Consider the following 24,285-nt stretch of genomic DNA (forward strand, 5'->3'; position numbering starts at 1 on the left):
CGCGCCTTCCCTCCGTGGCAGAACTCTCCAACGTCGCACCAGTGAAAGCGAATTGGTGACGTCTTTGGGAATCGCGGATTGACGTCTGCCGGGATTTCGTCATAACTTTCCGCAGCCACTACTTACCGGCCCGCTCCCTGACCAGGAGAGGGCTGATTTTTTGGGGGAAAGTTCATGAACCGGACAACTGTCGTCGGTGGGCTGGCGTGTGCGGTATCTCTGGGCCTTGGCCCGGCGGCCGTGGCAGCCCCGGCTGACTCCAGCACCGTAGCGAGGGCGAGCGGGACGAAGCTCAAGAACGTCGAATACGTCGGCGAGCGTTGCGGTCTGACGAAGATTGGAAAGACGAGCGGCCAGGGGAAGACCACCCTGGTGCTGACCGTCTCCAAGGCCGTATCGGCCGAGGTGAGCGCTGACGTGAAGGTGGAAGTCGGAGTGGTCTCCGCTGGTGTCGGCTTCAAGGTGAACCGCACTTACACCGTGGAGAACCAGACCCGTTTCGAGGTGCCCAAGGGCAAGTACGGCTACGTCGAGGCCTACCCCCTGTATGACCAGTACACCTTCAAGGTCTACAAGGACGGCAAGAAGAAGGGGGACGGGTACGCGATGAAGCCTGTCGGGGTGTGCTTCAATCAGTGGGCGAAGTAGGTAGCTCGGGAGTCAGCTGATGAGCAGGATGCTGCGATTCGCGGCCATCGGCACCGTTCTCGGATTTTCTTGCCTCGCCTGCACATCCGGTGAGAGCGGGACGGACAGTTCCGCTCCACCTTCGCTGGAGCGGTCGTCGCGACTTCAGAGCAGTCCTGAGATTGCTCTTAGTGGTGACCCCTTGGCGGGACAGGACATTGGCGTTCCGTCGGAGAAATTGCACGCACTCGCCGAGTTCCATAAGGGGCCCGACCGGATCATCGTGTACACCCAAGGGGAGAAATGCGGCCTTTCGGTTGTCTCCTCGGAAGGTGAGAGGACCTCGCTTCAGGTTCTCGCTGCGTGGCCGAAGACGGATGACGCGGCGGGTTCGTCCGAGCTTCCGTTCGGCCCGTACGCGATGGCGTCCGCTGCCGGCTCGGGCGCGTCCCGACCATGGGCGTCTCTTTCCTGTGGAAAGGACGCGATGGTCGTTGAATACACGTCGCAGAGCGCAGAATCCGCCACGAACGTCCGTGGTGCGATTTCGGTGGCCAAGACATCGCGTAACCGAAAGTCCGTATCGATGGTCGTAGGGCCGGACAGCGTCCGGAAGAAGATCGGCCCGCTGGTCTCCTCGGCCGAACCCGCTCGCTCGTAGGGAGCCTGGCCGCGCAAGCCCGCGCGGCCGTTCCCGCATCGCGAGTGCGGCACCGATGGGGGCCGCGCGGTCGGAACCGGTTGGGCTCCGAGCGTTACGCCCTGGTGATCCACGAGCGCTCCCGGACCGGGCCGCGCACACTGTCAGGGAGCGCGAATCTCGTTCCGCGAGGTGATGCCGATGAGCAGGATCCTCTCCGTAAGCCGGGCATGCGTCCTGGCGGGGACCATGGCGGTGGCGGTGGCAGGGGTGAGCGGCTGCGGTTCCGACGGCGAGGGGAAGCCGGAGGAGACGCGGAAGACGGTCACGAGCACCCAGACGGTCACCACGACGACCGCGGAGCCGACCCCCTCTCCCACGCGCCCTTCGCCTCCGCCGAAGCAGACGGCGACGCCGACGCCTGACGCCCGGTCCACCGTCGAGGCGTACTTCGACGCCATCAACGCGCGCGACTACCGCCGGGCGTGGGACCTAGGCGGCAAGAACCTGAGCGGCGGCACGTACACCTCCTTCAAGGAGGGATTCGCCGACACGGTCCGGGACACCGTCCACATCGTCGACGTCCGCGGCGACACCGTCACGGTCACCCTCGACGCCCATGAGAGGGACGGCACCATACGGTCGTTCGGGGGCACGTACACGGTCAGGGCCGGCGTCATCGTCGCCGCCGACATACGAGAGGCGACCAGTCCGACAGAGCCCCCACCGCCCGGCACCACGTATCCGCCGGGACCGCCCGCGGGCATGCCCGACGTCGACTGCGACGACCTCGACGGCCCCGTCTGGGTCGGCGACAACGACCCGCACCGGCTCGACGCCGACGGTGACGGCATCGGCTGCGAGGAGAATTGAACGAGGCGGCACGCACCGCTTCAGTGAGCTGCGCCGGAAGGTCGGCGGCGTCAGCGAGAAGACGCTCGCCCAGACCCTTGCAGACCCTGGAGCGCGACGGCTTCGTCCACCGGGACGCGCACCCGGTGATCCCGCCCCGCGTCGACTATTCCCTGACCCCGCTCGGCGAGGAGGCCGCCCGGCACGTGCGGGCGGCTGGCCCACTGGAGCCAGGAGAACGTCGGACGGGTGCAGGCGGGCGCGCGAGCGGTACGACGCCGCTCGCGGGTGAGGACGCGGTTCAGCGGCTGCCGTTGGCGAAGAGGGCGCCGATGGCGGTGGACCCGATGGTGAGCAATACGAGGAACAGCGGGCCCGCGCAACGCCCGACGCGGGCCAGGGCGCGCCTGATGGCTTTCGCGGCGCGTCGAGGGGCCCGCGGACGCGCGTGGGCGGGGGTGCCCGCCGGCAGGCGGCTCATGGGAGCGGTCGCCACCTGACGGTGGGCGGGAACCGCGGGCACCACCTGCGTCGCCCCGTGCCGGGGAGGCGGCACGGGGCCCACCCGGCAGAAGCGCTCGGCGGTGAACCGGAACTGGTGATGCGCCGGGTCGGTCCGCGTGTGGTCGATCATCCACGCCTCGACCGGCCGCCGGTCGTCGTCCAGCCAGCACTCGTCCCCGCACCGCAGGCACTGCGCCCCGAAGATCCCTTCCGGCGCCCCTTCCGCGGTCTCCGCGCTCAGCATCCAGTCGGCGCCCTTGGCGATCGGCGGAGTGCTCACAGCCACTCCCCGGGGATGGCGCGGTACGGGCGGGTGACGTGCTCCCGGTAGGAGAGGTGCTCGGGGTTGGCCTTGAGATGCCGGACGACCCAGTCGTGCGCGTCGTCGGCGTCCTCGCTGCGGTGTCCGATCTCCTCGCATACGACGCACGTCATGGCGTACGTGTGCGGCTCGGCGTCGGGCTCGGTGTCCGGTGCGATCGTGTACGCACGGAACCGGTAGGTCGCGCGGGTCACTTCCTCGCCTCCCCTCGCGCCAGGTGGTCGCGGATCTGCGCGGCAAGGTCGTCGGCGTGCCTGCCGAACAGGTCCTCGGTGGTCGTGAGGTCCGTGCTGCCGCCGGTCTGCGGTTGTACGTTTGGCGGCGGTGGGGGCGTCGTCGGGTCTGCCATCTGTGCTCCTGGTGCGGCTCGGCCCGGTGGGCACCGGGTGTAGTCAACTGCTCACCAGGACAACGCAACTTCCCGTAGGATTGGGATACTTAAGCGCTGACGCTGAAGGTAAGAACCCTGCCCTGCGTCACGCGTGCTCAGGTAACGGGAGGTCGCAGCCGTGGATGAGTCGAACCCGCCTGAACACTTAAATCCGCTGCAACGCTTCGGACGTGACGTCCGGCAGGTACGTCAGGCCCGCAAGCTCACGCAGGAGCACCTCGGCAAGGCCGCGGGGTACTCGTACGGCTACGTCAGCATGGTCGAGACCGGAAAGCTGTTGGCCAGCGAGAAGTTCGCTGAGGGATGCGACCTGGCATTCGGGACGGGCGCGCTCTTCTCGGGGCTCCTTCAGAGGATCGACGAAGGGGATCACCCGAGCTGGTTCGTCCCGTACCTCAATCTGGAGCGGAAGGCCTCGCGGATACTGAATTACTCGGCGAACCTTGTGACGGGCATGCTCCAGACGGAGGAGTACGCGCGGGTCATCTTCCGGGTGTCCAACCCCATCGCAAGTGCGGAGGCGATCGAGGGCAAGGTAGCAGCGCGTCTGCGTCGGCGTGAGGTATTCGAGTCGGACACCCCGCCGTTCCTGTGGGTCATCCTTCATGAGGCATGTCTGCGAACGGTCGTAGGCGGCGCCGAGACCATGGCTGGCCAGCTTGAGTACCTGCTGGCGGCGTCCGCGTCACCGTACGTCGACCTTCAGGTCATGCCGTTCTCGGCGGGGGCGCCGGTGGCGAATGCCATGATGCCGTTCACGCTGCTGAAGTTCACGGACTCACCCACCGTGCTCTACTCAGATGGGCCGCAGGGCGGCAAACTCTACGACTCTGCCAAGACAGTTGCGTCGTACGTGGACATCTATGATCGGCTGAGGGCGCACGCACTGTCTCCGGACGGTTCGCTGAATCTGATCGAGTCCCTGCTGGAGGAATACCGCAATGAGCACCGATCTGGACCTGAGCGGCGCTGAGTGGGTCAAGTCGTCCTACAGCGGTGGCGACGGGGGCGAGTGCGTCGAGTTCTCCCGCACCTTCACCTGGGTCAAGTCGTCGTACAGCGACGGCGACGGCGGCCATTGCGTCGAATTCTCCCGCGCACTCACCCACGCCCAGGGCGTCGTCCCCGTCCGAGACAGCAAGGACCCGGACGGCCCGGCGCTCGTCATCTCGGCCGACGGCTGGTCGTCGTTCGTCTCCGCCATCAAGCGCGGAGAGTTCGCCGCCTGAGACGCCCGGGCGCCCTCTCGCCCCGAGCGCGCCGCCTGCCCACGTTCCCGTACATGCCGGTCGCCGAGCGCATCCGGCGCCGCATCCTGGAACTCTCCGCCGGGGTGGCGTCCGTGCGCCCGCGCGAGCGCATCGCGCCGACGCTCCGGCAGCTCACGGCGTACCGGGAGCTTCCGCCTGTGTCCGAAGTCCTCGACAAGGCCAGGCCTTGACCCGTCATCCCGCAGGGTCAGACGTCGTGGTCCGCTTCACCCATCCCGGGTAGGCAGCGGACCCGGGCGACGATCGGTACGGCCGACACCCCCTAGGGCTCCAAGTCGCGCAGGGCGTGGGCCAGCCGGTCCCGTACCTCCGTCTGGGCGGCGATCCGGGCCTCCAGGACGGCGAGCCGGTTGCGTGCCACCCGCAGGCCCGCGGGGCCGGGCGGGGCGCTGGTGAGGTCACCGTCCAGGCAGGGCAGGAAACACCGGACGTCTTCGAGTGTGAGCCCGGCGTCCAGCAGATGGCGGATGTTGCGGACCCGCTGGACCGCCCCGTCCGGGTATTCGCGGTAGCCGTTGTGCGCGCGGTCGGCGCTGATCAACCCCGCTTGCTCGTAATGGCGCAGGGCGCGCGGCGTCGCACCCGTCGCCCGCGCCAGCTCCCCGATGCGCACCGTCCCACCTCCGCGCCCCGTTCTAGGGCCTGTCCGGCGGGTCGGCCACGGCGACGCGCCAGCACCCCGCCCTCGTGACAATTGACCGGCACTCTCGTTCGATCAACAAAGCCGAAGATCGGTACGATAGCGGATTCTCATAACGTTCCCTGCCCAGCGCACAGGAGGAAACTGTATGCCCGTCGTCATTGCGACGATCAAGACCAAGCCCGGCCGCCGCGAGGAGGTTCTGAACGCGTTCGCGGAGCACTCCCTGGCCGTTCACTCTGAGAACGGCTGTCAGCTGTATGCCGTCCACGCCGGAGCAGACCGAGTCACAGTGGTGGAGAAGTGGGCCGACCAGGCCAGCCTGGACGCCCACAGCGAAGGCCAGGCTCTCGGCGCTATTGCCACCGCGATCACCGATGCACTCGCCGAGCCCCTCGATATCGCTGTCATGGAAGCCTTCCCGGCTGGAGACACCATCAAGGGCCTGCTGTAGCTCCGCCCGCCCACCACCCCAAGATCTCCGTAGCAGATTCGAGAGAGCAACGGGGCGACGCGCCTCAGTTCATCGCATGTCCTTTAGCGCATGCTGCTCACTGGCAGACGCGCCGCCGGAACGGTCAGCCGACCACCGCGCCGCCGTCGACCGGCAGCACCACCCCGGTGACGAACGAGGCCCCGGGCGAGGCGAGCTGGGTGATGGCCCAGGCCACCTCCTCGGGGCGGCCGATCCGGCCGAGCGGGGTGTGCGCAAGCTGCCAGGCCCGGGCCTCGGCCCGCTGCTCGGGAGTGAAACCCGAGTGGTCGGCGATCGGGGTCTCGACGGCCCCCGGCGCGACGGCGACGACACGCACGCCACGCGGCGCCAGCTCCACCGCCCAGCTGCGGGTGAGCAGGTCCACCGCCGCCTTGGTCGAGCCGTAGACCCAGCGGCCCGGCCAGGCGCGCTGCCCCACCGCCGTGCTGACGTTGACGATCACGCCGCCCGCGGCCTCCAGCGCGGGGAGCGCGGCCTGGGCCAGCAGGGTCGGTGCGATCACGTTGGTGGCCATCTGGGTCTCGAACAGCTCGCGCGTGACGTCGCCGAACGTGCCACCGCGCACGATGCCCGCGTTGTTGACCAGGATGTCGAGTCGGCCGTGGTCGTGCAGGGTGTGCCGGACGATGTCCTCGGGCCCGCTGGCGGCGGTGATGTCGGCGGGCAGCGGGTGAACGCGCGGGTGGCCGGCGGCGGTCTCGTCCAGCGGTTCCGCGCGGCGTCCGACGGCCACCACGCTGGCGCCCGCGCGCGCCAGGGCTCGGGCGGTGGCCCGGCCGATGCCAGTGCCGGCCCCGGTGACCACGGCGACCTTGCCGTGCAGGGCTCCGTCGTTCTGCTCGTTCTGCTGGTTGTCGGTGTCGTTGGCGTGCTTCATGCCGGTGATTGTCGAAGCCTGCCGCTGGCGTCAAGGTCAAGCCCAGTCGATCCGGCCCTCCGCATCGGCGTCGGCCTGAACAGCCCGCAGGCCCCTCTCCCATGTGCCGTCAGCTGATCATCTCCGATGCCGGTCATGGCAGGTCTTCCACTTCCCGAACCGCGGCGGCAGGTCCCGCCTGCAGCGGTGTGAACGAGGCGGGACCGGCCGCAGCGTTGACCCCCGAAATGGCCGGTGCAAGAGGGCACTTGGGCAGGGAAAGCGCAACTTCGACAGGGCTTGCAGAGGCAGCTACCTTCACCTGGTCTTCGGCGATCGCCCACGGTCGCACAGGAGTTCCTTCGGGCTGAGCCACCCGCGACGGGATGAGCTGGTCACGCCCCACGAATCCTCGCCCCATGCCCAAGCCGCCGAACCGGGTCCACCCCAGGCACCCCCAACCAGGGAGAGACGCATGCCCCATCTTGCGCTGTACACCTTCGGCGTCCTGAAGTCACCTCTCGCCGATCCCGCACCTCTCACGCGCGAACTCCACGACACCGGCGAGGCCGTCTACCCGAAGATCACCCAGCACCCCGGATACCTCGCTCGTGCCGAACCGGCAGACCGCGACCGGGGCACACACTTCGACTTGGACTGGGGTGCGTGGGGAGAGTTCGCCGTACCGACCTGGTACGGCAAGGGCCGCACGGTGGAAACCATCGCCCTGGACGCGACCCTCTCACTCTGGACCGGCCTGAGCCCAGCCTTCGACGCCATCTACACCGGTCTGCACCGAGAGGCGCTGAACAGGCGTTACGACTGGTTCGAGAGGACAGGACACCCGAGTTACGTCTTCTGGTGGGTCGCCGACGGCGTGACACCCACCTGGCAGGACGGGGTGTCCAGGCTGGAACACCTCCACGACCACGGCTCCGCACCGCACGCCTTCACCTTCCACCACGCGTTCGCCCCGGACGGAACTCCGACCAGGATCAAAGGCATCGGGCCGAAGAGCGACCAGGTTCGCTGACAAGGAAGCCTGAACGACTCCCAACGGCCCGCCGGCTCCCGCCCCCGGGCCCGCTGCCCGCCCTGGCGCCTGCCGCAGCGCGTTCCGGCGGTGCTCATGGGTGCATGCGGGCGCCTTTGAGTACCTTGTCGACCGCGTTGCGCGGCCCGTACACGGCGATACCCGCCAGATCCAACTGATCCTTCGGCACCGCCCGTACCGCCGCGCGGTTGTCCCGGTCGTTTCCGGTGGCGAAGAGGTCGGAGGTGAACACCGACCGGGGGAGCGAGCGGGACAAGGCGCGGCCGTGTGCGGCGGTCAGTGTCTCCTTCGTCCCTTCGAAGACCAGGACGGGCTGGCGGAACATGGGCAGATACGGGGTGCCGTCGGCGTCGGCGTACGGTTCGCCGATGACCTCAGGGATCTCCGAGCCGAGACCGCTGACCAGGAACGCGGTCACGTTCAGTCGCTGCCAGGGTTCCAGGTCCTCGCGCAGCAGAACGGCGATCTTGGTGTCGAAGCGTACGGGGGTGTCTACGGGCGTGTTCACGGGCGAGTTCTCGATCGTCATGCTTTGAGACTGCCAACCACCCCGTCGCACCTTCTTGTACGTTCTTGGCATGGTGGCACCGCAAGAGGTTTCCGCGTGGCGCCCGCAGATCCCGGGTGTCGTGGAGGTCTTCCACGCCCATTTCACCGAGCACGCGTACCCGATGCACGTCCACGACGTGTGGACCTTGCTGATCGTCGACGACGGTGCGGTCCGCTACGACTTGAACCGACGCGAGCGCGGTACCCCGCATGACACGGTGTCCTTGCTCCCCCCGCAGGTACCGCACAACGGCTCACCGGCCACCTCCCAGGGCTTCCGCAAGCGGGTGCTCTATCTGGACATGACCCAGCTGGACGAGAGCTTCATCGGCCCGGCGGTGGATGGCCCCGACATGATCGACGCCCTGCTGCGCCGGCGAGTCGGGCAACTGCACTCGGCCCTGTCGCGCAGGGGCGACGAACTGGAAGCGGAGAGCCGCCTCGCCCTGATCGGGGAACGGCTGCGCGGCCACCTGCGGCCCCGGCTCGTCGCCCACCCACCGCAGGCCGCCCGCGGCGTGGCCCACAGCCTGCGTGAGCTCCTCGACGAACGGTTGCTCCACGGCGTGAGCCTGGACGAGGCCGCGAAACTGGTGCACGCCCACCCCACGCACCTGGTGCGGGCGTTCACCGCCGCCTTCGGCATCGCCCCGCACCAGTACCTGATGGCCCGCCGGGTCGACCGCGCCCGACGGCTACTCCTCGACGGCCGGCCTTCCGCAGAGGTGGCGGCCGCGGCCGGCTTCTACGACCAGTCGCATCTGACCCGGCACTTCAAACGGCTCATGGGCGTCACCCCCGGGCGCTACGCCTCGCCCCCGGCCAGTGGGGCGATACCCCACAACTGATTCCGGTCCGCCAGCGTGCCAACCGCCAGCACCGCGGAAGTGCGGACGGTCGGCCCACCGGCTTTGATAAGACGATCTACACGCGCCGCAATGAAGTCGCGTTCTACGGCACCTTGACCGTCGCGGCCATTCGCCTCTGGTTTCGTTCATGACCCGCTCGGCAAGAGCGGTTCCCACACTGATGGTCCGTGCTGGTCCCCGAGCGACACACCCTCGTGCGTGGGATCCCGCCTATCCGAAGACGGCGGGTTCGACGATGGCGTTGGCCTTCGCGGGCTTGTACTTCTTACTGCCGCGATAGGTGGCCGTATAGCCGTTGGCGACCGCCTTTCCCCAGGTCAAGGGGGCCCCAAGCTTGGATCCGGAGGGGCATTCCGCGACGCCATTGGCATCAGTAGTGGCGGTTCCGACCTCGCTGCCGTCGATCTCGAACACGATCGTCTCGCCGGCGATCGGCGTGCCGTCCTTGTCGACGAGGGTCGCTTTGGCCGTGCCGCTCGCCTGGCCGCCAACGGAGCCCTTCGCCGCCTGAGCGATGAGCCTGACGGCTTCCTTTTCGGTCGGCTGAGCCGATTGGCCGGTCTGGCCGGATTGGCCGGATTGGCCGGAGGGGTTCTGCTGCTTCTTCATTTCTCCGAGCTGCTTCTTCAGCGATTCGGGTGGCGTGGGTGAGCCAAGCAGCAGGTATGCGCGATGCCGGCGCGCCCTCCCCGCCGGACTGGCCCTAGTCGTTCCCGGGGCCGGTCAGCGCGTCGTTCACCAGTCGGAGGCCCGCCAGGGCCTGGGCCCGGCTGCGGGCCTCGTCCGTATCCAGCGTGAACACCGCCGCTGCCGCGGCTCGCCCGCCGTCCGGGGTGACGCCGCTCTCGGAGACCACGCCGAGATGGGTGCCGCCGTGGAACCAGATGCCGGAGGCGCTGTCGGCAACCGGGCGCCAGGCGATGCCGAGGCCGTATCGGACGCCGGGGGCGAGGACCCATCCGGGTGCGGGGACCGTCTGCTTCATCGCCGCCAGTTGCTCGGGGCCCAGCAGCCGGCCGCCCATCAGGGCTCGCAGGAAGGTGGTCAGGTCGTGTGGGGTGCTGATGATGCCGCCGTCGGCTCCTCCCGCTGCGGCGAGAGTGGTGTCGGTGGGCCGTGGGTCGCCGGGGAAGCGGGTGTACGCGGTGGCGGTGGGTTGCGGCACGTACGGCGAGGTGCCGGCGGTGAACGTACGGCGCAGGCCGAGGGGTTCGATGACGCGGTCGTGGAGGAGCTGGGCCCAGGAGTGCCCGCCGGCCTTCTCCAAGAGCATGCCGAGGACGACGTAGTTGGTGTTGGAGTAGGCCCAGCGCCGCTCACCAGCGGGGTCGTCGCGGCCGGGCAGCCAGGCGGGCGGCTTGCGCAGAGCAGCCGCCACCTGCTGCTCGGCGGTGTCCGGTGGCCGGAAGCGGGTGGCGCGGTAGGCCGCGGCGGTGAAGTCGGACAGGTCGACGTAGTTGTTGAGTCCGCTGGTCTGCCGCAGCAGATTGACGACGGTGATCCGGCGGCCGTCGTTGCCGTTGCCCCGGACCAGCCCGGGAAGCCAGTGTTCGACGGTGTCCGTGAGGCGGATCCTGCCCTCGCCGGCGAGCTGGAGCGCGAGTGCGGCGGTGAAGGTCTTGGTCTCGCTCCCGATGCGGTAGTACGCGTCCCAGGGCACCGGGTCACCCGCACGGAGGTCCGCCACTCCGGAGCGGGCCGCGGTGCGGTGCCGTGCGTTTCGCAGCACGGTGAGGACGCCGGTGGCACCGGCGTCCCGGATGGCATCGGTGCTGCGCTGCAGCCGGTCGTCACCCGGAGCCGCGGCCGCCGCATCGGTGTTGAGACCGCCCGCGAGAACGGCACCGGCCGCCGCCGTCACGACTGCCCGCCGGTTGGGCGTCATCGCGTCCCGCCGGGTGCGGGGCAGGTGAAGTCGGTGACGGGCAGGGCGCCGCCGCCCAGGTACTCGGCCACCGCCCGGTCGGCGCATGGCACCGCTGTCCGGCCCTCGGCGCCGCGTCCGAAGACGCCGTGCGAGCGGATGTCCGCCGTCACCAGGCGGGATCCCCGCAGCTTCCGGTGCAGCGCGAGGGCCCCGTCGTAGGGGACGTTGTTGTCCCTGCGGGCCTGGAGCATGAGCACAGGCACGTCGTTGCCGATACGGACTGCGGACTCCCGGGGCGTGGTCTGCCAGAACGCGCAGGGAGCGGTCATGTCGTTGACGAGCGGTCCGAAGACGGGCTGGTCACCACGGCTGCGCACCATGTTCCGCCAGTACGTCTCCGGGTTCCGCGGCCAGCCGCCCGCCGGCCAGCCGGCGTCCCCGCACATGAAGACGGCTCCGCCGGTCATCGAGTCGGCGACGTCGGGTGAGTTGAGGAAGTCCAGCATGCCGGCGAGTTCCGGATTCGGCTCGACCTCTTTGCCCGCGGCCGCGTCGACCAGGGTCCGTACCGTACGGGCGAGGGCCGCGTCGTTCTCCTGGTGCTGCACGAACTGCCGTAGGAACAGGCGCAGCAGTGGTGCGCCGAGCCGGGTGCCGGCGATGCCGACGGGCCGGTGCTCGGCGCCGTCGAGCAGCTTCTGCACCGTCGCGCGCACCTCGGGGCCGGTGCGGCCGAGCCGGTAGGTGTCTGCACGCCGGGCGGTCCAGGCCGCCCACTCGTCCAGCCCCTCCTCCAGCGGCCGGCCCGCCCGCCGGAACAGCTCGTACTGGGTGGCGTCGGGATCGGTGGAGGAGTCGAGGACGATGCGGTCGGCCCGCTGGGGGAACATCTGGGTGTAGACGGCGCCCAGGTCGGCACCGTAGGAGACCCCGTAGTACGACAGCTTCCGCTCGCCGAGCGCGGCGCGGATGGCGTCCATGTCGCGGGCGACGTTGCGGGACGAAGCATGCGGCAGGAGAGCCGCGTTGTCGTCGTGTCGCGCGCAGCGCAGGGCCGTCGACCGGGAGCGTCGCACGGTGTCCTCGAAGTCCAGGCGGGGGGAGGTCGTCGTGCGGGGCTGCTCGGGAGCGCCCGCCGGACCGCACTGGATCGGGGTGCTCTCGCCAAGGAAACGCGGGTCGAACCCGATCAGGTCGTACCTGTCGGCCACCTCCTTCAGCGTCGCGCGCAGCCCCACCGTGGTGGCCAGCCCCGGCCCTCCCGGCCCGCCGGGATTCGACAGCAGGATGCCTCGCCGGTGCGCCTGGTCCTTGGCCTTGACGCGGGAGACCGCGATGCGGATGGTGCGGCCGCCGGGGTCGGCGTAGTCGAGGGGAACAGTCAAGTGGGTGCACTCTGCACCGGCTTCGACGAGTTCCTTCTGTGCCTGGGGGCAGGAGCCCCACGTCAGGGCGGAGGGCGTGACGGGCTGCGCTGCGACGGGGACGGCACCGGCGAGAAGGACGCCGATGCCGAGTCCGGCCGCGAGCAGGGACGTGATGCGCATGTGGTTCCCAGGGCCGAAGTGACGGACAGTCCGACCGTAAGGAACATCGCCGACCAGGGGCCATCCGGCCAGCAGCATGCGGAAAGGGGGGATTTCCCCATGGACGCCGCCCGGGGTGCCGAGGTCGTCTCCGCCGTCAGGCGCGGAGAGTTCTCCACCTGAGCGCTCCTCGCGTCGTACCCGATCGGGCCGGGCACAGGATGTCGGGTCCGGCAGGGTGGGTCCTTCCTAACGTGAGTGATCGAAAGGGAAGGAGACCGGGGTGCTGGAGCGGCTGAACCAGGCCATGGAGCACATCGAGTGCCGACTTGATGAGCGGATCGAGGTGGCCGACCTGGCGCGGATCGCGGTGACGTCGGAGTACCACTTCCGGCGGCTGTTCTCCGCGCTGGCGGGGATGCCGCTGTCGGAGTACATCCGGCGCCGACGGCTCACCGTCGCCGGTGCCGAGGTGCTGGCCGGGGATCGGACGCTGCTGGAGGTCGCGGTGCGGTACGGCTACACGTCGGGGGAGGCGTTCGCGCGTGCGTTCCGCGTCATGCACGGCATCGGTCCCGGCGAGGCCAGGCGGTCCGGTGCGAGTCTGCGGTCCCAGCCACGGTTGTCCTTCCGCCTCACCGTTGAAGGGAGAAGCAGCATGCGATACCGGATTGTGGAGAAGGACGAGTTCCGTGTGGTTGGCAGGAAGGCGCGCGTCCCCCTCGTGCACGAGGGGATGAACCCGGCCATCGCCGACTTCATCCGGGGCATCGGCCAGGAGACGCTGCAGCGCATCCAGAGCCTGTCCGATCAGGAGCCGGAGGGGATCGTGGGGGTGAGTGACAACCTCGACCCGAGTCGGGCGGAGGGAACCGAACTCGACTACTACCACGGGGTGGTGACCCGCGCCGCCGTGCCCGAGGACATGGAATCGCTCACCGTCCCGGCCGGGACGTGGGCCGTCTTCGAGAGTTCCGGACCGTTTCCGCAGGCGCTCCAGCACCTGTGGCGGGACGTGTTCACGCAGTGGTTCCCGTCCAATCCCTACCGGAGCCGGCCCGGGCCCGAGATCCTGCGGACCCGGCTGTCGCAGGACGCGGCACAGGCGGACGCGGAGCTGTGGATCCCCGTGGAGCGAACCGCGGTCTGAGTGAATAACCGCGGTCTGAGTGAATGGCGTGCGGCGGCCCCGGGCCGCCGCACGCTCGCACGTCCATGCCATCGTGGTCCTGGGCCCTGCCGCACGCCCGACACCATCCCGGAGCAGCGTGACCGCCGACCCCCGGTGGGTGGCTCAGGTTCGCGGGGCGATCGCCTCGAGGTCGTCGACGGTGCCGGTCATGATGGTCCGGATGTGCTGGGTGAGGTGTTCGATCGGCCAGTCCCACCAGGCGAGGGAGAGCAGGCGGCTGATGTCCTCGTCGTTGTAGCGGGTGCGGATGGGTTTGGCCGGGTTGCCGCCGACGATGGCGTAGTCGGGGACGTCGTCGACCACGACGGCGCCGGAGGCGATGATCGCGCCGTGCCCGATGCGCACTCCGGGCATGACCATCGTGTTGTAGCCGAACCAGACGTCGTTGCCGACGACGGTGTCGCCCCTGCCGGGCAGGCCGGTGATCAGGTCGAAGTGCTCGGCCCAGGAGCCGCCCATGATGGGGAAGGGGAAGGTGGAGGGGCCGTCCATGCGGTGGTTGGCTCCGTTCATGATGAACCGCACCCCGGTGCCCAGTGCGCAGAACTTCCCGATGACGAGTTTCTCCGGCCCGTAGTGGTAGAGCACGTTGCGGGTCTCGAAGGCCGTCGGGTCCTGCGGATCGTCGTAGTAGGAGTACTCCCCGACCTCGATCAGTGGCGAGCTGACCAGGGGCTTCAGCAGAACCACACGCGGCTGGTCGGGAAACGGGTGAAGCACCGTCGGGTCCGCGGGAAGGTGGTTCATGGTGTCGCCTCCGGTTCGGTAATGGCTGGCATACGAATGCCCCCATTCTCCGTATGCCTGGCGGCGGCATACCACCAGGTTTCGGCACCGCGGGGTTCACGCGCAGTAGGCCGCCGACGGGAGCCGGGGCGGGGGTGCCCCGGGGCGGCATCCCGTCGGCGAATCGCCGGAAGAAAGTCCGGGAGCCGATGAACCCGCAAACGCGTTCTCGCGTCTGAGGAATTGGCCTGCGGCATGTCCGCCAATGCCCCCGAAGTGTGCGGAAGTTACGCATGCCCGATTCATTGACGGGTACCCGAAGGCACTTCTAATGTGCCGTGCGTCGCTTCCGTCCGCAGTCCAGACCGGCCTCGCGCCGCTCTTCCATGCTGCCCGGATTCCCTACAGCAACGAGGAAGACAACCCCCATGCGACTTTCTCCGCACAGCCGCCGCGCCCAGCGCATAGCCGTCGGCACGGCGGCCACCGGTGCCGCCCTCGCCCTGCTGGGTACCGCCGCCTCCAGCGCGTACGCCACCGAGGCCGCGCCCGCCAAGCCCGATGGCCAGCGCATCATCAGGCCCATCATCGGTGGCACCGAGACCCCCAAGGACAAGTACCCGTTCATGGCCGCCCTGCTCAGCAAGGGCAAGGGCAGCGCCACGGACCGCCAGTTCTGCGGCGGCAGCCTGATCAACCCGAGCGTGATCATGACCGCCGCCCACTGCGTGGACGTCGAGACCCCGAAGTCCATGGAGGTCGTGGTCGGCCGCACCGTGCTCTCGGACTCCCAGCAGGGCCAGGTGCGCAACGTCCGGAAGTCGATGGGAGAGGGCGACCCGGGCGGTATCACCATCCACCCGCGCTACGCCAAGGACCCCGCCTACGACATGGCGTTCATCGAGCTGGACAAGCCGGTCAAGGGCATCGCCCCGATCAAGCTGCCCACGCAGGGCACCGACGCGCTCATCCGGCCCGGCGCCAAGGCCACGGTCACCGGCTGGGGGAACACCGACACCGAGATGCCGCACTTCCCGGACCGGCTGCGCGAGGTGAAGGTCCCGATCGTCTCGCACGACGAGTGCAAGATCAGCTACAACGAGTACGACGCCAAGGTCAACATCTGCGCGGGCGTCGAGGGCAAGGACTCCTGCCAGGGCGACAGCGGCGGCCCCCTGTTCCGTACGGTGCCGGGCCGCGCGACCCCGTACCAGATCGGCATCGTCTCCTACGGTGAGGGCTGCGCCGCGCAGGGCGCCCCCGGCGTCTACACCTCGGTCAGCTCCGACAAGCTGTGGAAGACGCTGAACGAGTCCGAGCAGGGCAAGAAGATCAAGCGACTGCTCGGCCGCCGCTGACCCGGTCCGACGCGGTCTGATCCGGCCGTTCCCGGCCGACCGGTCCGCTGAACCGATACGTGTGGGCCCCCGGCGTGACGCCGGGGGCCCACGCTGTTCCCGGAATCGACTACAGGAACTGCACGGACCGCATCTTCAGCCGGTGGGTGCCGCCCGTGCCGTTGGGCCGGATGAGGTAGGCCGTGCCCTGGCAGCCCTGATCGGCGAAGACCTTCACGGAGGTGGTGGTCCGGTTGAGCGGGGTGTCGGCGGGATCCATATCCGCGCCTTGGACCTCCGGCAGGTTGATGCACTCGCCTGAGGGCGGGTCTACCAGCAGCGCGTGGCGCTCGGTGTTGTCCTCGGCCGTGTAGCTGTAGATGAACTCGCCGTCGGCAGCGGAGGCCGAGCCCGACATCGACAGGCCGAGCGCGAGGGCCGCGGCGGAGACGGTCACGACATTGCGGAAGCGCATGGTGCAGTTCCCTTTCCATGGGAAAAGAGCGACAGATGCGAAATCACCTTATAAGGGATTATTCCGGCACGACGATTGTTCTGGCGTGGCGTCAGGTTGACTTTTCCTGACTAAAAATCATGCAATCATGCTTGATTGTTTTCAGAGTGACTGCCAGGCTCTGGCCCCGACGAGGGGAGCGCACCGTGCCCGAACAGGCAGTCGTACTCGGTGATCTGGCCGCCGAAGGAGAGGAACTGGACGCCCTGGTCGCCGCGCTCGGCGACGGCGCCTGGTCCATGGCGACCCCCGCCCCCGGCTGGACGATCGCCCATCAGATCGCCCACCTGACCTGGACCGACGAACGCACGGCCCAAGCGGCCACCGACCCGGCCGGGTTCGCGCGGGAGGCCGAGTACGCCGCCGCCGCGCCGGAGACGTTCGTGGACGAGGCCGCGGCCGCCGGGGCGGTGCTTCCGCCCGCCGAACTCCTGCGCCGGTGGCGCGCGGGCCGCTCCCGGGTGCTGCGGGTGCTCGGCGCCCAGCCGCCCCGCGCCCGGTTGCCCTGGTACGGACCGCCGATGAGCGCCCTGTCCATGGCCACCGCCCGGCTGATGGAGACCTGGGCGCACGGCCAGGACGTCGCCGACGCGCTCGGAGCGCGCCGCGAGCCGACCGCCCGGCTGCGGCACGTGGCCCGGATCGGGGTACGGGCGCGGGGCTACGCGTACGCGGTGCGCGGCCTGGAGCCGCCGGCCGAGGAGTTCCGCGTCGAACTCGCCGCGCCCGACGGCACGGTGTGGGCCTACGGTCCCGAGGACGCCCGGCAGCGTGTGACCGGCCCCGCCCTGGACTTCTGCCTGCTGGTGACGCAGCGCGCGCACCGCGACGACGTGGCCGTACGGGCCGAGGGGGCGGACGCCGACCGCTGGTTGGACATCGCCCAGGCCTTCGCGGGCCCACCGGGGCCGGGGCGTGTCCGGCGGGGGCGTGCGGCGCCGGACGCGTCGGCCAGCGCTTGCGCGGCGGCCGTGCCCGGCGCGGGGCCCGCCGCGGACCTTCGCGCCGACGCCACCGGCCATGCAGCCACGGGCCATGCCGCCGCGGACCCCCGCCCCGGCACCGTCGACCCGGTCGGTCCCCGCCCCGACACCGCTGACCCCGTCGGCCCCCGCCCCGCCGGAGGAAGCGCCGTATGACCGCGCCCGCCCCCCTCCGTATCGGCAACGCCTCCGGCTTCTACGGCGACCGCTTCGACGCCGTGCGCGAGATGCTCACCGGCGGGCCCCTCGACGTGCTCACCGGTGACTACCTCGCCGAACTGACCCTGCTCATCCTCGGCAGGGACCGGGCGAAGGACCCGGCCCGCGGCTACGCGAAGACCTTTCCGCGCCAGCTCGAACAGACCCTGGGCCTCGCCGTCGAGCGCGGCGTACGGATCGTCACCAACGCGGGCGGCCTCAACCCCGCCGGGCTCGCCGACGCCGTACGGGAGCTGGCCGACCGGCTCGGCATCGCCGTCCGGGTCGCCCACGTCGAGGGCGACGATCTGCGCGCCCGCGCCCGGGACGGGGGCTGGGGCGGCGCGGACACGCTCACCGCCAACGCCTACCTCGGCGGCGCCGGCATCGCCCGGTGCCTGCGGGCCGGAGCCGACATCGTGGTCACCGGCCGGGTCACCGACGCCGCGCTCGTCACCGGCCCCGCCGCCGCCCACTTCGGCTGGACGCCAGACGCCTGGGACGCCCTCGCCGGAGCCGTCGTCGCCGGGCACGTCCTCGAATGCGGCACCCAGGCCACCGGCGGCAACTACGCCTTCTTCCGCGAGCACGACGTGACCCGCCCCGGCTTCCCGATCGCCGAACTCCACGCCGACGGCCATGCCGTCATCACCAAGCACCCCGGTACCGGCGGCGCCGTCACCACCGGCACCGTCACCGCCCAGCTCCTGTACGAGACGGCGGGCCCGCGCTACCCCGGACCCGACGTCACCGCCCGGCTCGACACCGTGACGCTGACTCAGGACGGCCCGGACCGGGTACGGATCGACGGGGTACGCGGCGAGGCCCCGCCGCCGCGCCTGAAGGTCGGCCTCACCCGGCTCGGCGGCTGGCGCAACGAGGTCGTCTTCGTCCTCACCGGCCTCGACATCGACGCCAAGGCCGCCCTCGTACGCGAGCAGATGGAGTGCGCGCTCGCCCCCCGCCGCCCGGCCGAGGTGCGCTGGACCCTGGCCCGTACGGACCGCGCCGACGCGGACGTGCAAGAGGAGGCGAGCGCCCTGCTGCGGCTGGTCGTCCGCGACCGGGACCCCGCGGCGGTGGGCCGGGCCGTCGGCGCCGCCGCCGTCGAGCTGGCCCTCGCGGGCTACCCGGGCTTCCACCTCACCGCCCCGCCCGGCGACGGCGCCCCGTACGGGGTGTTCGAAGCGGTGTACGCCGACGCGGCGAGCGTGCCGCACGTCGCCGTGCTGCCGGACGGGAAACGGGTCGACGTCCCCCCGCCGCCCACGACCCGCGACCCGGTCGAGGCCGTCCCACCGCCGCTGCCCGCCCCGCTGCCCGCCGGGCCGGTCCGCCGCGCCCCCCTCGGCCTGGTCGCCGGGGCCCGCAGCGGCGACAAGGGCGGCTCGGCCAACGTCGGCGTATGGGCACGCACCGACGACGCCTGGCGCTGGCTGGCCCATGCACTCACCGTCGACCGGTTCCGCGAACTGCTCCCCGAGACCGCCGCGTTCCCCGTCGTACGGCACGTCCTGCCGAACCTGCGCGCGCTCAACTTCACCGTCGACGGGCTGCTCGGCGAGGGCGTCGCCGCCCAGGCCCGCTTCGACCCGCAGGCCAAGGCGGTGGGGGAGTGGCTGCGCTCCCGACACATGGAGATACCGGAGGTCCTGTTGTGAGCGACGCAGCCGACGAGGAGACAACGTGACCGTGTGCGCATCGGCGTTCGACGAGGAGACAACGTGACCGTGCTCGCCTCCGTGCTCGACCCCACGAGCCCGGACTACGCCGACAACCGCGCCGCCATGCTCGCCGCGCTCACCGACATCGAGGCCGAGCACGCCAAAGCGCTCGGCGGAGGCGGCGAGAAGTACGTGGCGCGCCACCGCGGGCGCGGCAAGCTGCTCGCCCGCGAGCGGATCGAGCTCCTCCTGGACCCCGACACCCCGTTCCTGGAGCTGTCCCCGCTGGCCGCGTGGGGCAGCGACCATCCGGTGGGCGCCTCCCTCGTCACCGGCATCGGTTTCGTCGAAGGCGTCGAATGCCTGATCACCGCCAACGACCCGACCGTACGCGGCGGTGCGAGCAACCCCTGGACGCTGAAGAAGGCCCTGCGCGCCAACGAGATCGCCTGCGCCAACCGCCTCCCCGTCATCAGCCTCGTCGAGTCCGGCGGCGCCGACCTCCCCAGCCAGAAGGAGATCTTCATCCCCGGCGGGGCGCTGTTCCGGGACCTCACCCGGCTCTCCGCCGCGGGCATCCCCACCATCGCCGTCGTCTTCGGCAACTCCACCGCCGGAGGCGCGTACGTCCCCGGCATGTCCGACCACGTGATCATGGTCAGGGAGCGGTCCAAGGTCTTCCTCGGCGGGCCGCCGCTGGTGAAGATGGCCACCGGCGAGGAGAGCGACGACGAGTCCCTCGGCGGTGCCGAGATGCACGCCCGCGTCTCCGGCCTCGCCGACCACTTCGCCGTGGACGAGCCCGACGCGCTGCGCCAGGCCCGCCGGGTCGTCGCCCGCCTCAACTGGCGCAAGGCCCACGTCGAACCGGCCCCCGCCGCGCCTCCGAAGTACGACGAGGACGAACTCCTCGGCATCGTGCCGGCCGACCTCAAAATCCCCTTCGACCCGCGCGAGGTCGTCGCCCGGATCGTCGACGGGTCCGACTTCGACGAGTTCAAGCCGCTGTACGGCCCGAGCCTGGTGACCGGCTGGGCGGAGATCCACGGCTACCCGGTCGGCATCCTCGCCAACGCCCAGGGGGTCCTCTTCAGCGCCGAGTCGCAGAAGGCCGCCCAGTTCGTCCAGCTCGCCAACCAGCGCGACATCCCGCTGGTCTTCCTGCACAACACCACCGGCTACATGGTCGGCCGCGCCTACGAGCAGGGCGGCATCATCAAGCACGGCGCGATGATGATCAACGCGGTGTCGAACTCGCGGGTCCCGCATCTGAGCGTGCTCATGGGGGCCTCGTACGGAGCCGGCCACTACGGCATGTGCGGCCGCGCCTATGACCCGCGCTTCCTGTTCGCCTGGCCCAGCGCCAAATCGGCCGTCATGGGCCCGCAGCAGCTCGCCGGGGTGCTGTCCATCGTCGCCCGTGCCTCCGCCGCGGCCAAGGGGCAGCCGTACGACGAGGACGCGGACGCCGCGCTGCGCGCCATGGTCGAGCAGCAGATCGAAGCCGAGTCGCTGCCGCTGTTCCTGTCCGGGCGGCTCTACGACGACGGGGTCATCGACCCCCGCGACACCCGGACCGTCCTCGGCCTGTGCCTGTCCGCCGTCCATACGGCCCCGGTCGAGGGCGTGCGTGGCGGCTTCGGCGTCTTCCGGATGTGAGGCGAAGTGTCCCCGGTGCATCACACGGCCCGTTCCGGATGTGAGGCGAAAGTGATCAACTCCCTTCTTGTCGCCAACCGCGGTGAGATCGCCCGCCGCGTCTTCCGTACGTGCCGGGAACTCGGCATCGCGACGGTCGCGGTGTACGCGGACCCGGACGCCGGGGCGCCGCACGTACGCGAGGCCGACGCGGCCGTGCGCCTGCCGGGCAGCGCGCCCGCCGACACGTATCTGCGCGGCGACCTGATCGTCCGCGCCGCCCTCGCCGCCGGGGCCGACGCCGTCCACCCCGGGTACGGCTTCCTCTCCGAGAACGCGGAGTTCGCGCGGGCCGTGCGGGAAGCCGGGCTGCTGTGGGTCGGCCCGCCGCCCGAGGCGATCGAGGCGATGGCGTCCAAGACCCGCGCCAAGGAGCTGATGGGGATCGAGCCCCTCACCGCCGTCACCGAGGACGACCTGCCGGTCCTGGTGAAGGCGGCGGCCGGGGGCGGCGGCCGCGGGATGCGGGTCGTACGCGAACTGGCCGATCTCGACCAGGCGTTGGCGGCGGCGCGGGCGGAGGCGGCGAGCGCGTTCGGGGACGGCGAGGTGTTCGTCGAGCCGTACATCGAGGGCGGCCGGCATGTGGAGGTGCAGGTCCTCGCCGACGCGCACGGCACGGTCTGGGCGCTCGGCACCCGCGACTGCTCGCTCCAGCGCCGCCACCAGAAGGTCATCGAGGAGGCCCCGGCGCCGGGGCTGAGCGACGAACTGCGGCAGACGCTGCATCGCGCCGCGGTGGCGGTGTCACGCGCGGTGCGGTACGTGGGCGCGGGCACGGTGGAGTTCCTCGTGGCGGGTGCCACGCCCCCACTTCTCGGCCGCGGACCGGCCGCGACTTCAGCCGCGCACGGGGGCTCCGCCCCGAGCCCCGGGGGCCTGGGGGCGGAGCCCCCAGTTTCGGGAAGGGGCAGGGGAGGGGAAGGAGCCGGCGACCGGCACTCAGGACCAGCGGGCGTTCGGGCGCACTTTCTGGAGATGAACACCCGGCTCCAGGTCGAGCACCCGGTGACGGAGGCGGTCCACGGGCTGGACCTGGTCGCCTGGCAACTGCGGATCGCCGAGGGGGAGAGGTTGCCGGACGCCCCGCCGGGGCCGAGCGGCCACGCGGTGGAGGCCCGGCTGTACGCGGAGGACCCGGCGGCGGAATGGCGCCCGCAGACGGGCGTGTTGCACCGGCTGGAGGTGCCGGACGCGGTGCCGGGGCCCTCGGGTGCGGCGTCTGTGCCCGGGCCAGCTGGTGCGGCGACGGGCGCGGGGGCCGTGGGAGGGGCGCCCTACCCGGCGACCGGGCGTCCCCGGCTCCGGATCGACGCGGGATACGGCGATGGCGACGAGGTCGGCCCGTACTACGACCCGATGCTGGCCAAGGTCATCGCCTGGGCGCCGACCCGCGCCGAAGCGGTGCGCCGCCTCGCCCGCGCGCTGGAGCGGGCCCGGATCCACGGCCCGGTCACCAACCGGGACCTGCTCGTACGGTCGCTGCGCCACCCGGAGTTCGCCCAGGCCCGCATCGACACCGGCTTCTACGACCGCCACCTGCCCGAGCTGACGTCGGCTCCGGACTTCAGGCCGGTGGCGCTGGCCGCGCTGGCCGCCGCCCTCGCGGATGCCGCACCCGGCCCCGGGGCCGGTCTCGCCGACCGTCTCGGCGGCTGGCGCAACGTCCCCTCCCAGCCGCAGTCCAAGGCTTACCGCAGCGAGCCCGACGACACCGTCCACGAGGTCCGCTACCACCGCACACGGCGCGGCCTGGCCCCCGCCGACGACCCCGACGACCCCGACGACCCCGACGTACGCGTGATCGAGGCGACCGCCGACCGCGTGACGCTGGAAGCGGCGGGCGTCGTCCGCGTCTACGAGGTCTCCGCCTACGCCGACCGTGTCCACGTCGACACCCCGGCCGGCGCCCACACCTTCACCGCCCTGCCCCGCTTCCCCGACCCCGGGTCGGCCGCCGCCCCCGGCTCCCTGCTGGCCCCCATGCCCGGCACGGTCGTACGGGTGGCGGACGGCCTCGCCGAGGGCGGCCGGGTCGAGCAGGGCCAGCCGCTGCTGTGGCTGGAGGCCATGAAGATGGAGCACAAGATCACCGCGCCGGCCTCCGGCACCCTCACCGCACTCCACGTCGCACCCGGTTGCCAGGTCGAGGTCGGTGCGCTCCTGGCGGTCGTCGAACCCGAACCGGCCACCGGTCCCCGACCCGCAACCGAGCCACGATCCGCAACCGAGATGGAGGGAGTCCCCAGATGACCAGCACCACCATCGAGAACCCGGAGCACAAGGCGCTGCGCGAGGCCGTCGCCGCGCTCGGCAAGCGCTACGGCCGTGCGTACTTCACCGCAGTCGTCCGCGACGGCAAGCACCCCGACGAACTGTGGGCCGAGGCGGGCAAGCTCGGCTATCTCGGCGTCAACCTGCCCGAGGCGTACGGCGGCGGAGGCGGCGGCATCGCGGAACTCTCCATCGTCCTGGAGGAGCTGGGCGCCGCGGGCTGCCCGCTGCTCCTCCTCGTCGTCTCGCCCGCCATCTGCGGCACCGTCATCTCCCGCTTCGGCACGGAGGCGCAGAAGCGGCGGTGGCTCCCCGGGCTCGCCGACGGCAGCCTCCGTATGGCGTTCGGCATCACCGAGCCCGACGCGGGTTCCAACTCGCACCGCATCACCACCACCGCCCGCCGCGACGGCGCGGACTGGCTGCTCACCGGCCGCAAGGTCTTCATCTCCGGGGTGGACGTCGCCGACGCGACGCTGATCGTCGGCCGTACGGAGGACGCCCGCACCGGCCGGCTCAAGCCCTGCCTGTTCACCGTCCCCCGCGACGCCCAGGGGTTCTCCCACCGCCTCATCCCCATGGAAGTGGAGGCCCCGGAGAAGCAGTTCGAGCTGGTGCTGGACGACGTGCGACTGCCCGCCGACGCGCTGGTCGGCGACGAGGACGCGGGGCTGCTCCAGCTCTTCGCGGGGCTCAACCCTGAGCGGATCATGACGGCCGCGTTCGCGATCGGCATGGGCCGGTACGCCCTCGGCCAGGCTGTCGAGTACGCCCGTACCCGCACCGTGTGGAAGGAGCCGATCGGCGCCCATCAGGCCGTCGCCCACCCCCTCGCCCAGGCGCACATCGAACTGGAACTGGCCCGGTTGATGACGGAGAAGGCGGCCCGGCTGTACGACGCGGGCGACGACACGGGCGCGGGCGAGGCGGCGAACATGGCGAAGTACGCCGCGGGGGAGGCCGCCGTGAAGGCCGTGGACCAGGCGGTGCACACCCTCGGCGGCAACGGCCTGACCACCGAGTTCGGCCTGGCCTCACTCATCACGGGCGCGCGGGTGGCGCGGATCGCGCCGGTGAGCCGCGAGATGATCCTGAATTTTGTCTCACACCAGACCCTGGGGCTGCCCAAGTCGTACTGAACACAGGACGCTGGTGGCGCGTTGTCACGAGGATCCGAGGAACGCGTCCTACAGAGGCATCCGCCCTACAGAGGCGTCCGCCCGACAGAGGAACGC

At 70.7% G+C, this 24,285-nt stretch carries 27 protein-coding genes and 2 pseudogenes; 17 read left to right on the plus strand and 12 right to left on the minus strand.

Going from position 1 to position 24,285, the window contains the following annotated elements:
• Nucleotides 1-174: 174 nt before the first annotated feature.
• From ACQUSR_RS18875 to ACQUSR_RS18890, 4 genes and pseudogenes are all read left to right on the plus strand, one after another.
• Nucleotides 175-648, plus strand: a complete 474-nt coding sequence (locus tag ACQUSR_RS18875; RefSeq protein WP_431043742.1) for a hypothetical protein — start codon at nucleotides 175-177, stop codon at nucleotides 646-648.
• A 19-nt stretch (nucleotides 649-667) separates the two neighbouring features.
• On the plus strand, nucleotides 668-1,288 hold the full coding sequence (locus tag ACQUSR_RS18880) for a hypothetical protein (RefSeq protein ID WP_431043743.1): 621 nt from the start codon (nucleotides 668-670) through the stop codon (nucleotides 1,286-1,288).
• A 180-nt stretch (nucleotides 1,289-1,468) separates the two neighbouring features.
• The gene (locus ACQUSR_RS18885; protein ID WP_431043744.1) at nucleotides 1,469-2,140 is read left to right on the plus strand and encodes an excalibur calcium-binding domain-containing protein; all 672 of its coding nucleotides are present in this window, start codon (nucleotides 1,469-1,471) and stop codon (nucleotides 2,138-2,140) included.
• 10 nt (nucleotides 2,141-2,150) lie between these two features.
• Nucleotides 2,151-2,411 (plus strand): annotated as a pseudogene (locus ACQUSR_RS18890) (winged helix-turn-helix transcriptional regulator); the annotation flags it as partial.
• A gap of 9 nt (nucleotides 2,412-2,420) precedes the next feature.
• Here the strand turns inward: ACQUSR_RS18890 and ACQUSR_RS18895 are convergent.
• The 3 genes from ACQUSR_RS18895 to ACQUSR_RS18905 are packed head-to-tail and all read right to left on the minus strand — an operon-like array spanning nucleotide 2,421 to nucleotide 3,294.
• Nucleotides 2,421-2,903, minus strand: a complete 483-nt coding sequence (locus tag ACQUSR_RS18895) for a hypothetical protein (RefSeq protein ID WP_431043745.1) — start codon at nucleotides 2,901-2,903, stop codon at nucleotides 2,421-2,423.
• On the minus strand, nucleotides 2,900-3,139 hold the full coding sequence (locus ACQUSR_RS18900; RefSeq protein WP_431043746.1) for a hypothetical protein: 240 nt from the start codon (nucleotides 3,137-3,139) through the stop codon (nucleotides 2,900-2,902). The genes ACQUSR_RS18895 and ACQUSR_RS18900 overlap by 4 nt, the downstream gene beginning before the upstream one ends.
• A complete protein-coding gene (locus ACQUSR_RS18905; RefSeq protein ID WP_431043747.1) occupies nucleotides 3,136-3,294 on the minus strand; it encodes a hypothetical protein in 159 nt (52 codons plus the stop codon). Before ACQUSR_RS18905 ends, ACQUSR_RS18900 begins: the two co-directional genes overlap by 4 nt.
• Nucleotides 3,295-3,454: 160 nt before the next feature.
• Between ACQUSR_RS18905 and ACQUSR_RS18910 the strand changes: the two genes are divergently transcribed.
• Genes ACQUSR_RS18910 through ACQUSR_RS18920 form a run of 3 tightly spaced genes read left to right on the plus strand, consistent with a single transcriptional unit; the run spans nucleotide 3,455 to nucleotide 4,777 of the window.
• Nucleotides 3,455-4,309, plus strand: coding sequence for a helix-turn-helix domain-containing protein (locus ACQUSR_RS18910; RefSeq protein ID WP_431043748.1), 855 nt, complete (start codon nucleotides 3,455-3,457; stop codon nucleotides 4,307-4,309).
• Entirely contained in the window at nucleotides 4,278-4,565 is a 288-nt protein-coding gene (locus ACQUSR_RS18915) for a DUF397 domain-containing protein (RefSeq protein WP_431043749.1), read from the plus strand. Before ACQUSR_RS18910 ends, ACQUSR_RS18915 begins: the two co-directional genes overlap by 32 nt.
• Before the next feature lie 53 nt (nucleotides 4,566-4,618).
• The gene (locus ACQUSR_RS18920; protein WP_431043750.1) at nucleotides 4,619-4,777 is read left to right on the plus strand and encodes a hypothetical protein; all 159 of its coding nucleotides are present in this window, start codon (nucleotides 4,619-4,621) and stop codon (nucleotides 4,775-4,777) included.
• Between the two features lie 92 nt (nucleotides 4,778-4,869).
• Here the strand turns inward: ACQUSR_RS18920 and ACQUSR_RS18925 are convergent, their stop codons facing one another.
• A complete protein-coding gene (locus tag ACQUSR_RS18925) occupies nucleotides 4,870-5,220 on the minus strand; it encodes a MerR family transcriptional regulator (protein WP_431043751.1) in 351 nt (116 codons plus the stop codon).
• Between the two features lie 175 nt (nucleotides 5,221-5,395).
• On the opposite strand from ACQUSR_RS18925, the gene ACQUSR_RS18930 reads away from it, so the two are divergent.
• Nucleotides 5,396-5,701 carry a putative quinol monooxygenase gene (locus ACQUSR_RS18930; protein ID WP_431043752.1) on the plus strand — a complete coding sequence of 102 codons (306 nt, stop codon included), beginning with the start codon at nucleotides 5,396-5,398 and terminating at the stop codon, nucleotides 5,699-5,701.
• A gap of 124 nt (nucleotides 5,702-5,825) precedes the next feature.
• Here ACQUSR_RS18930 and ACQUSR_RS18935 read toward each other — a convergent pair whose 3' ends face one another.
• Together ACQUSR_RS18935 and ACQUSR_RS18940 are read right to left on the minus strand one after the other, a co-directional pair.
• Nucleotides 5,826-6,620 (minus strand): SDR family NAD(P)-dependent oxidoreductase, encoded by a 795-nt coding sequence (locus ACQUSR_RS18935; protein WP_431043753.1) that lies wholly within the window; start codon nucleotides 6,618-6,620, stop codon nucleotides 5,826-5,828.
• Nucleotides 6,621-6,662: 42 nt separating this feature from the next.
• Nucleotides 6,663-6,797: pseudogene (locus ACQUSR_RS18940) on the minus strand (IS5/IS1182 family transposase); the annotation flags it as partial.
• A 277-nt stretch (nucleotides 6,798-7,074) separates the two neighbouring features.
• On the opposite strand from ACQUSR_RS18940, the gene ACQUSR_RS18945 reads away from it, so the two are divergent.
• Nucleotides 7,075-7,632 carry a DUF3291 domain-containing protein gene (locus tag ACQUSR_RS18945; protein ID WP_431043754.1) on the plus strand — a complete coding sequence of 186 codons (558 nt, stop codon included), beginning with the start codon at nucleotides 7,075-7,077 and terminating at the stop codon, nucleotides 7,630-7,632.
• 94 nt (nucleotides 7,633-7,726) lie between these two features.
• Here the strand turns inward: ACQUSR_RS18945 and ACQUSR_RS18950 are convergent, their stop codons facing one another.
• Nucleotides 7,727-8,182: a DUF2000 family protein gene (locus ACQUSR_RS18950; protein WP_431043755.1), complete on the minus strand. Its 456-nt coding sequence runs from the start codon at nucleotides 8,180-8,182 to the stop codon at nucleotides 7,727-7,729.
• 49 nt (nucleotides 8,183-8,231) lie between these two features.
• On the opposite strand from ACQUSR_RS18950, the gene ACQUSR_RS18955 reads away from it, so the two are divergent.
• On the plus strand, nucleotides 8,232-9,050 hold the full coding sequence (locus tag ACQUSR_RS18955; RefSeq protein ID WP_431043756.1) for an AraC family transcriptional regulator: 819 nt from the start codon (nucleotides 8,232-8,234) through the stop codon (nucleotides 9,048-9,050).
• Between the two features lie 231 nt (nucleotides 9,051-9,281).
• Here ACQUSR_RS18955 and ACQUSR_RS18960 read toward each other — a convergent pair whose 3' ends face one another.
• The 3 genes from ACQUSR_RS18960 to ACQUSR_RS18970 all read right to left on the minus strand — a co-directional run bounded on the left by ACQUSR_RS18960 (nucleotide 9,282) and on the right by ACQUSR_RS18970 (nucleotide 12,485).
• Nucleotides 9,282-9,680 (minus strand): Ig-like domain-containing protein, encoded by a 399-nt coding sequence (locus tag ACQUSR_RS18960; RefSeq protein WP_431043758.1) that lies wholly within the window; start codon nucleotides 9,678-9,680, stop codon nucleotides 9,282-9,284.
• 94 nt (nucleotides 9,681-9,774) lie between these two features.
• Nucleotides 9,775-10,956, minus strand: coding sequence for a serine hydrolase domain-containing protein (locus tag ACQUSR_RS18965; protein ID WP_431043759.1), 1,182 nt, complete (start codon nucleotides 10,954-10,956; stop codon nucleotides 9,775-9,777).
• Nucleotides 10,953-12,485 (minus strand): alpha/beta hydrolase, encoded by a 1,533-nt coding sequence (locus ACQUSR_RS18970; protein ID WP_431043760.1) that lies wholly within the window; start codon nucleotides 12,483-12,485, stop codon nucleotides 10,953-10,955. The genes ACQUSR_RS18965 and ACQUSR_RS18970 overlap by 4 nt, the downstream gene beginning before the upstream one ends.
• Nucleotides 12,486-12,747: 262 nt before the next feature.
• On the opposite strand from ACQUSR_RS18970, the gene ACQUSR_RS18975 reads away from it, so the two are divergent.
• On the plus strand, nucleotides 12,748-13,614 hold the full coding sequence (locus ACQUSR_RS18975; RefSeq protein WP_431043761.1) for an AraC family transcriptional regulator: 867 nt from the start codon (nucleotides 12,748-12,750) through the stop codon (nucleotides 13,612-13,614).
• Nucleotides 13,615-13,758: 144 nt separating this feature from the next.
• Here the strand turns inward: ACQUSR_RS18975 and ACQUSR_RS18980 are convergent, their stop codons facing one another.
• A complete protein-coding gene (locus ACQUSR_RS18980) occupies nucleotides 13,759-14,403 on the minus strand; it encodes a CatB-related O-acetyltransferase (RefSeq protein ID WP_431043762.1) in 645 nt (214 codons plus the stop codon).
• Between the two features lie 407 nt (nucleotides 14,404-14,810).
• Between ACQUSR_RS18980 and ACQUSR_RS18985 the strand changes: the two genes are divergently transcribed.
• A complete protein-coding gene (locus ACQUSR_RS18985; RefSeq protein ID WP_431043763.1) occupies nucleotides 14,811-15,740 on the plus strand; it encodes a S1 family peptidase in 930 nt (309 codons plus the stop codon).
• A gap of 109 nt (nucleotides 15,741-15,849) precedes the next feature.
• Here the strand turns inward: ACQUSR_RS18985 and ACQUSR_RS18990 are convergent, their stop codons facing one another.
• Nucleotides 15,850-16,194, minus strand: a complete 345-nt coding sequence (locus ACQUSR_RS18990) for a hypothetical protein (protein ID WP_431043764.1) — start codon at nucleotides 16,192-16,194, stop codon at nucleotides 15,850-15,852.
• Nucleotides 16,195-16,379: 185 nt separating this feature from the next.
• Between ACQUSR_RS18990 and ACQUSR_RS18995 the strand changes: the two genes are divergently transcribed.
• From ACQUSR_RS18995 to ACQUSR_RS19015, 5 genes are all read left to right on the plus strand, one after another.
• Entirely contained in the window at nucleotides 16,380-17,372 is a 993-nt protein-coding gene (locus ACQUSR_RS18995; RefSeq protein ID WP_431043765.1) for a TIGR03084 family metal-binding protein, read from the plus strand.
• A complete protein-coding gene (locus tag ACQUSR_RS19000) occupies nucleotides 17,369-19,075 on the plus strand; it encodes an acyclic terpene utilization AtuA family protein (RefSeq protein ID WP_431043766.1) in 1,707 nt (568 codons plus the stop codon). The genes ACQUSR_RS18995 and ACQUSR_RS19000 overlap by 4 nt, the downstream gene beginning before the upstream one ends.
• A 63-nt stretch (nucleotides 19,076-19,138) precedes the next feature.
• Complete coding sequence (locus ACQUSR_RS19005; RefSeq protein WP_431043767.1) at nucleotides 19,139-20,737, plus strand: acyl-CoA carboxylase subunit beta; 1,599 nt, start codon at nucleotides 19,139-19,141, stop codon at nucleotides 20,735-20,737.
• Nucleotides 20,738-20,788: 51 nt separating this feature from the next.
• Entirely contained in the window at nucleotides 20,789-23,029 is a 2,241-nt protein-coding gene (locus ACQUSR_RS19010; protein ID WP_431043768.1) for a biotin carboxylase N-terminal domain-containing protein, read from the plus strand.
• Entirely contained in the window at nucleotides 23,026-24,189 is a 1,164-nt protein-coding gene (locus ACQUSR_RS19015) for an acyl-CoA dehydrogenase family protein (protein WP_431043769.1), read from the plus strand. Before ACQUSR_RS19010 ends, ACQUSR_RS19015 begins: the two co-directional genes overlap by 4 nt.
• Nucleotides 24,190-24,285 lie beyond the last annotated feature (96 nt).

It is taken from the genome of Streptomyces sp. P1-3 (assembly GCF_050613155.1).
Classification (GTDB): Bacteria; Actinomycetota; Actinomycetes; order Streptomycetales; family Streptomycetaceae; genus Streptomyces.

Bases quoted from the DNA above. Each gene is read 5' to 3' on its own strand.
- ACQUSR_RS18875 (WP_431043742.1), top strand. From the start codon at position 175: ATGAACCGGACAACTGTCGTCGGTGGGCTGGCGTGTGCGGTATCTCTG.
- ACQUSR_RS18880 (WP_431043743.1), top strand. From the start codon at position 668: ATGAGCAGGATGCTGCGATTCGCGGCCATCGGCACCGTTCTCGGATTT.
- ACQUSR_RS18885 (WP_431043744.1), top strand. From the start codon at position 1,469: ATGAGCAGGATCCTCTCCGTAAGCCGGGCATGCGTCCTGGCGGGGACC.
- ACQUSR_RS18905 (WP_431043747.1), bottom strand. From the start codon at position 3,294: ATGGCAGACCCGACGACGCCCCCACCGCCGCCAAACGTACAACCGCAG.
- ACQUSR_RS18915 (WP_431043749.1), top strand. From the start codon at position 4,278: ATGAGCACCGATCTGGACCTGAGCGGCGCTGAGTGGGTCAAGTCGTCC.
- ACQUSR_RS18920 (WP_431043750.1), top strand. From the start codon at position 4,619: ATGCCGGTCGCCGAGCGCATCCGGCGCCGCATCCTGGAACTCTCCGCC.
- ACQUSR_RS18930 (WP_431043752.1), top strand. From the start codon at position 5,396: ATGCCCGTCGTCATTGCGACGATCAAGACCAAGCCCGGCCGCCGCGAG.
- ACQUSR_RS18935 (WP_431043753.1), bottom strand. From the start codon at position 6,620: ATGAAGCACGCCAACGACACCGACAACCAGCAGAACGAGCAGAACGAC.
- ACQUSR_RS18945 (WP_431043754.1), top strand. From the start codon at position 7,075: ATGCCCCATCTTGCGCTGTACACCTTCGGCGTCCTGAAGTCACCTCTC.
- ACQUSR_RS18950 (WP_431043755.1), bottom strand. From the start codon at position 8,182: ATGACGATCGAGAACTCGCCCGTGAACACGCCCGTAGACACCCCCGTA.
- ACQUSR_RS18955 (WP_431043756.1), top strand. From the start codon at position 8,232: ATGGTGGCACCGCAAGAGGTTTCCGCGTGGCGCCCGCAGATCCCGGGT.
- ACQUSR_RS18960 (WP_431043758.1), bottom strand. From the start codon at position 9,680: ATGAAGAAGCAGCAGAACCCCTCCGGCCAATCCGGCCAATCCGGCCAG.
- ACQUSR_RS18965 (WP_431043759.1), bottom strand. From the start codon at position 10,956: ATGACGCCCAACCGGCGGGCAGTCGTGACGGCGGCGGCCGGTGCCGTT.
- ACQUSR_RS18970 (WP_431043760.1), bottom strand. From the start codon at position 12,485: ATGCGCATCACGTCCCTGCTCGCGGCCGGACTCGGCATCGGCGTCCTT.
- ACQUSR_RS18980 (WP_431043762.1), bottom strand. From the start codon at position 14,403: ATGAACCACCTTCCCGCGGACCCGACGGTGCTTCACCCGTTTCCCGAC.
- ACQUSR_RS18985 (WP_431043763.1), top strand. From the start codon at position 14,811: ATGCGACTTTCTCCGCACAGCCGCCGCGCCCAGCGCATAGCCGTCGGC.
- ACQUSR_RS18990 (WP_431043764.1), bottom strand. From the start codon at position 16,194: ATGCGCTTCCGCAATGTCGTGACCGTCTCCGCCGCGGCCCTCGCGCTC.
- ACQUSR_RS19000 (WP_431043766.1), top strand. From the start codon at position 17,369: ATGACCGCGCCCGCCCCCCTCCGTATCGGCAACGCCTCCGGCTTCTAC.
- ACQUSR_RS19015 (WP_431043769.1), top strand. From the start codon at position 23,026: ATGACCAGCACCACCATCGAGAACCCGGAGCACAAGGCGCTGCGCGAG.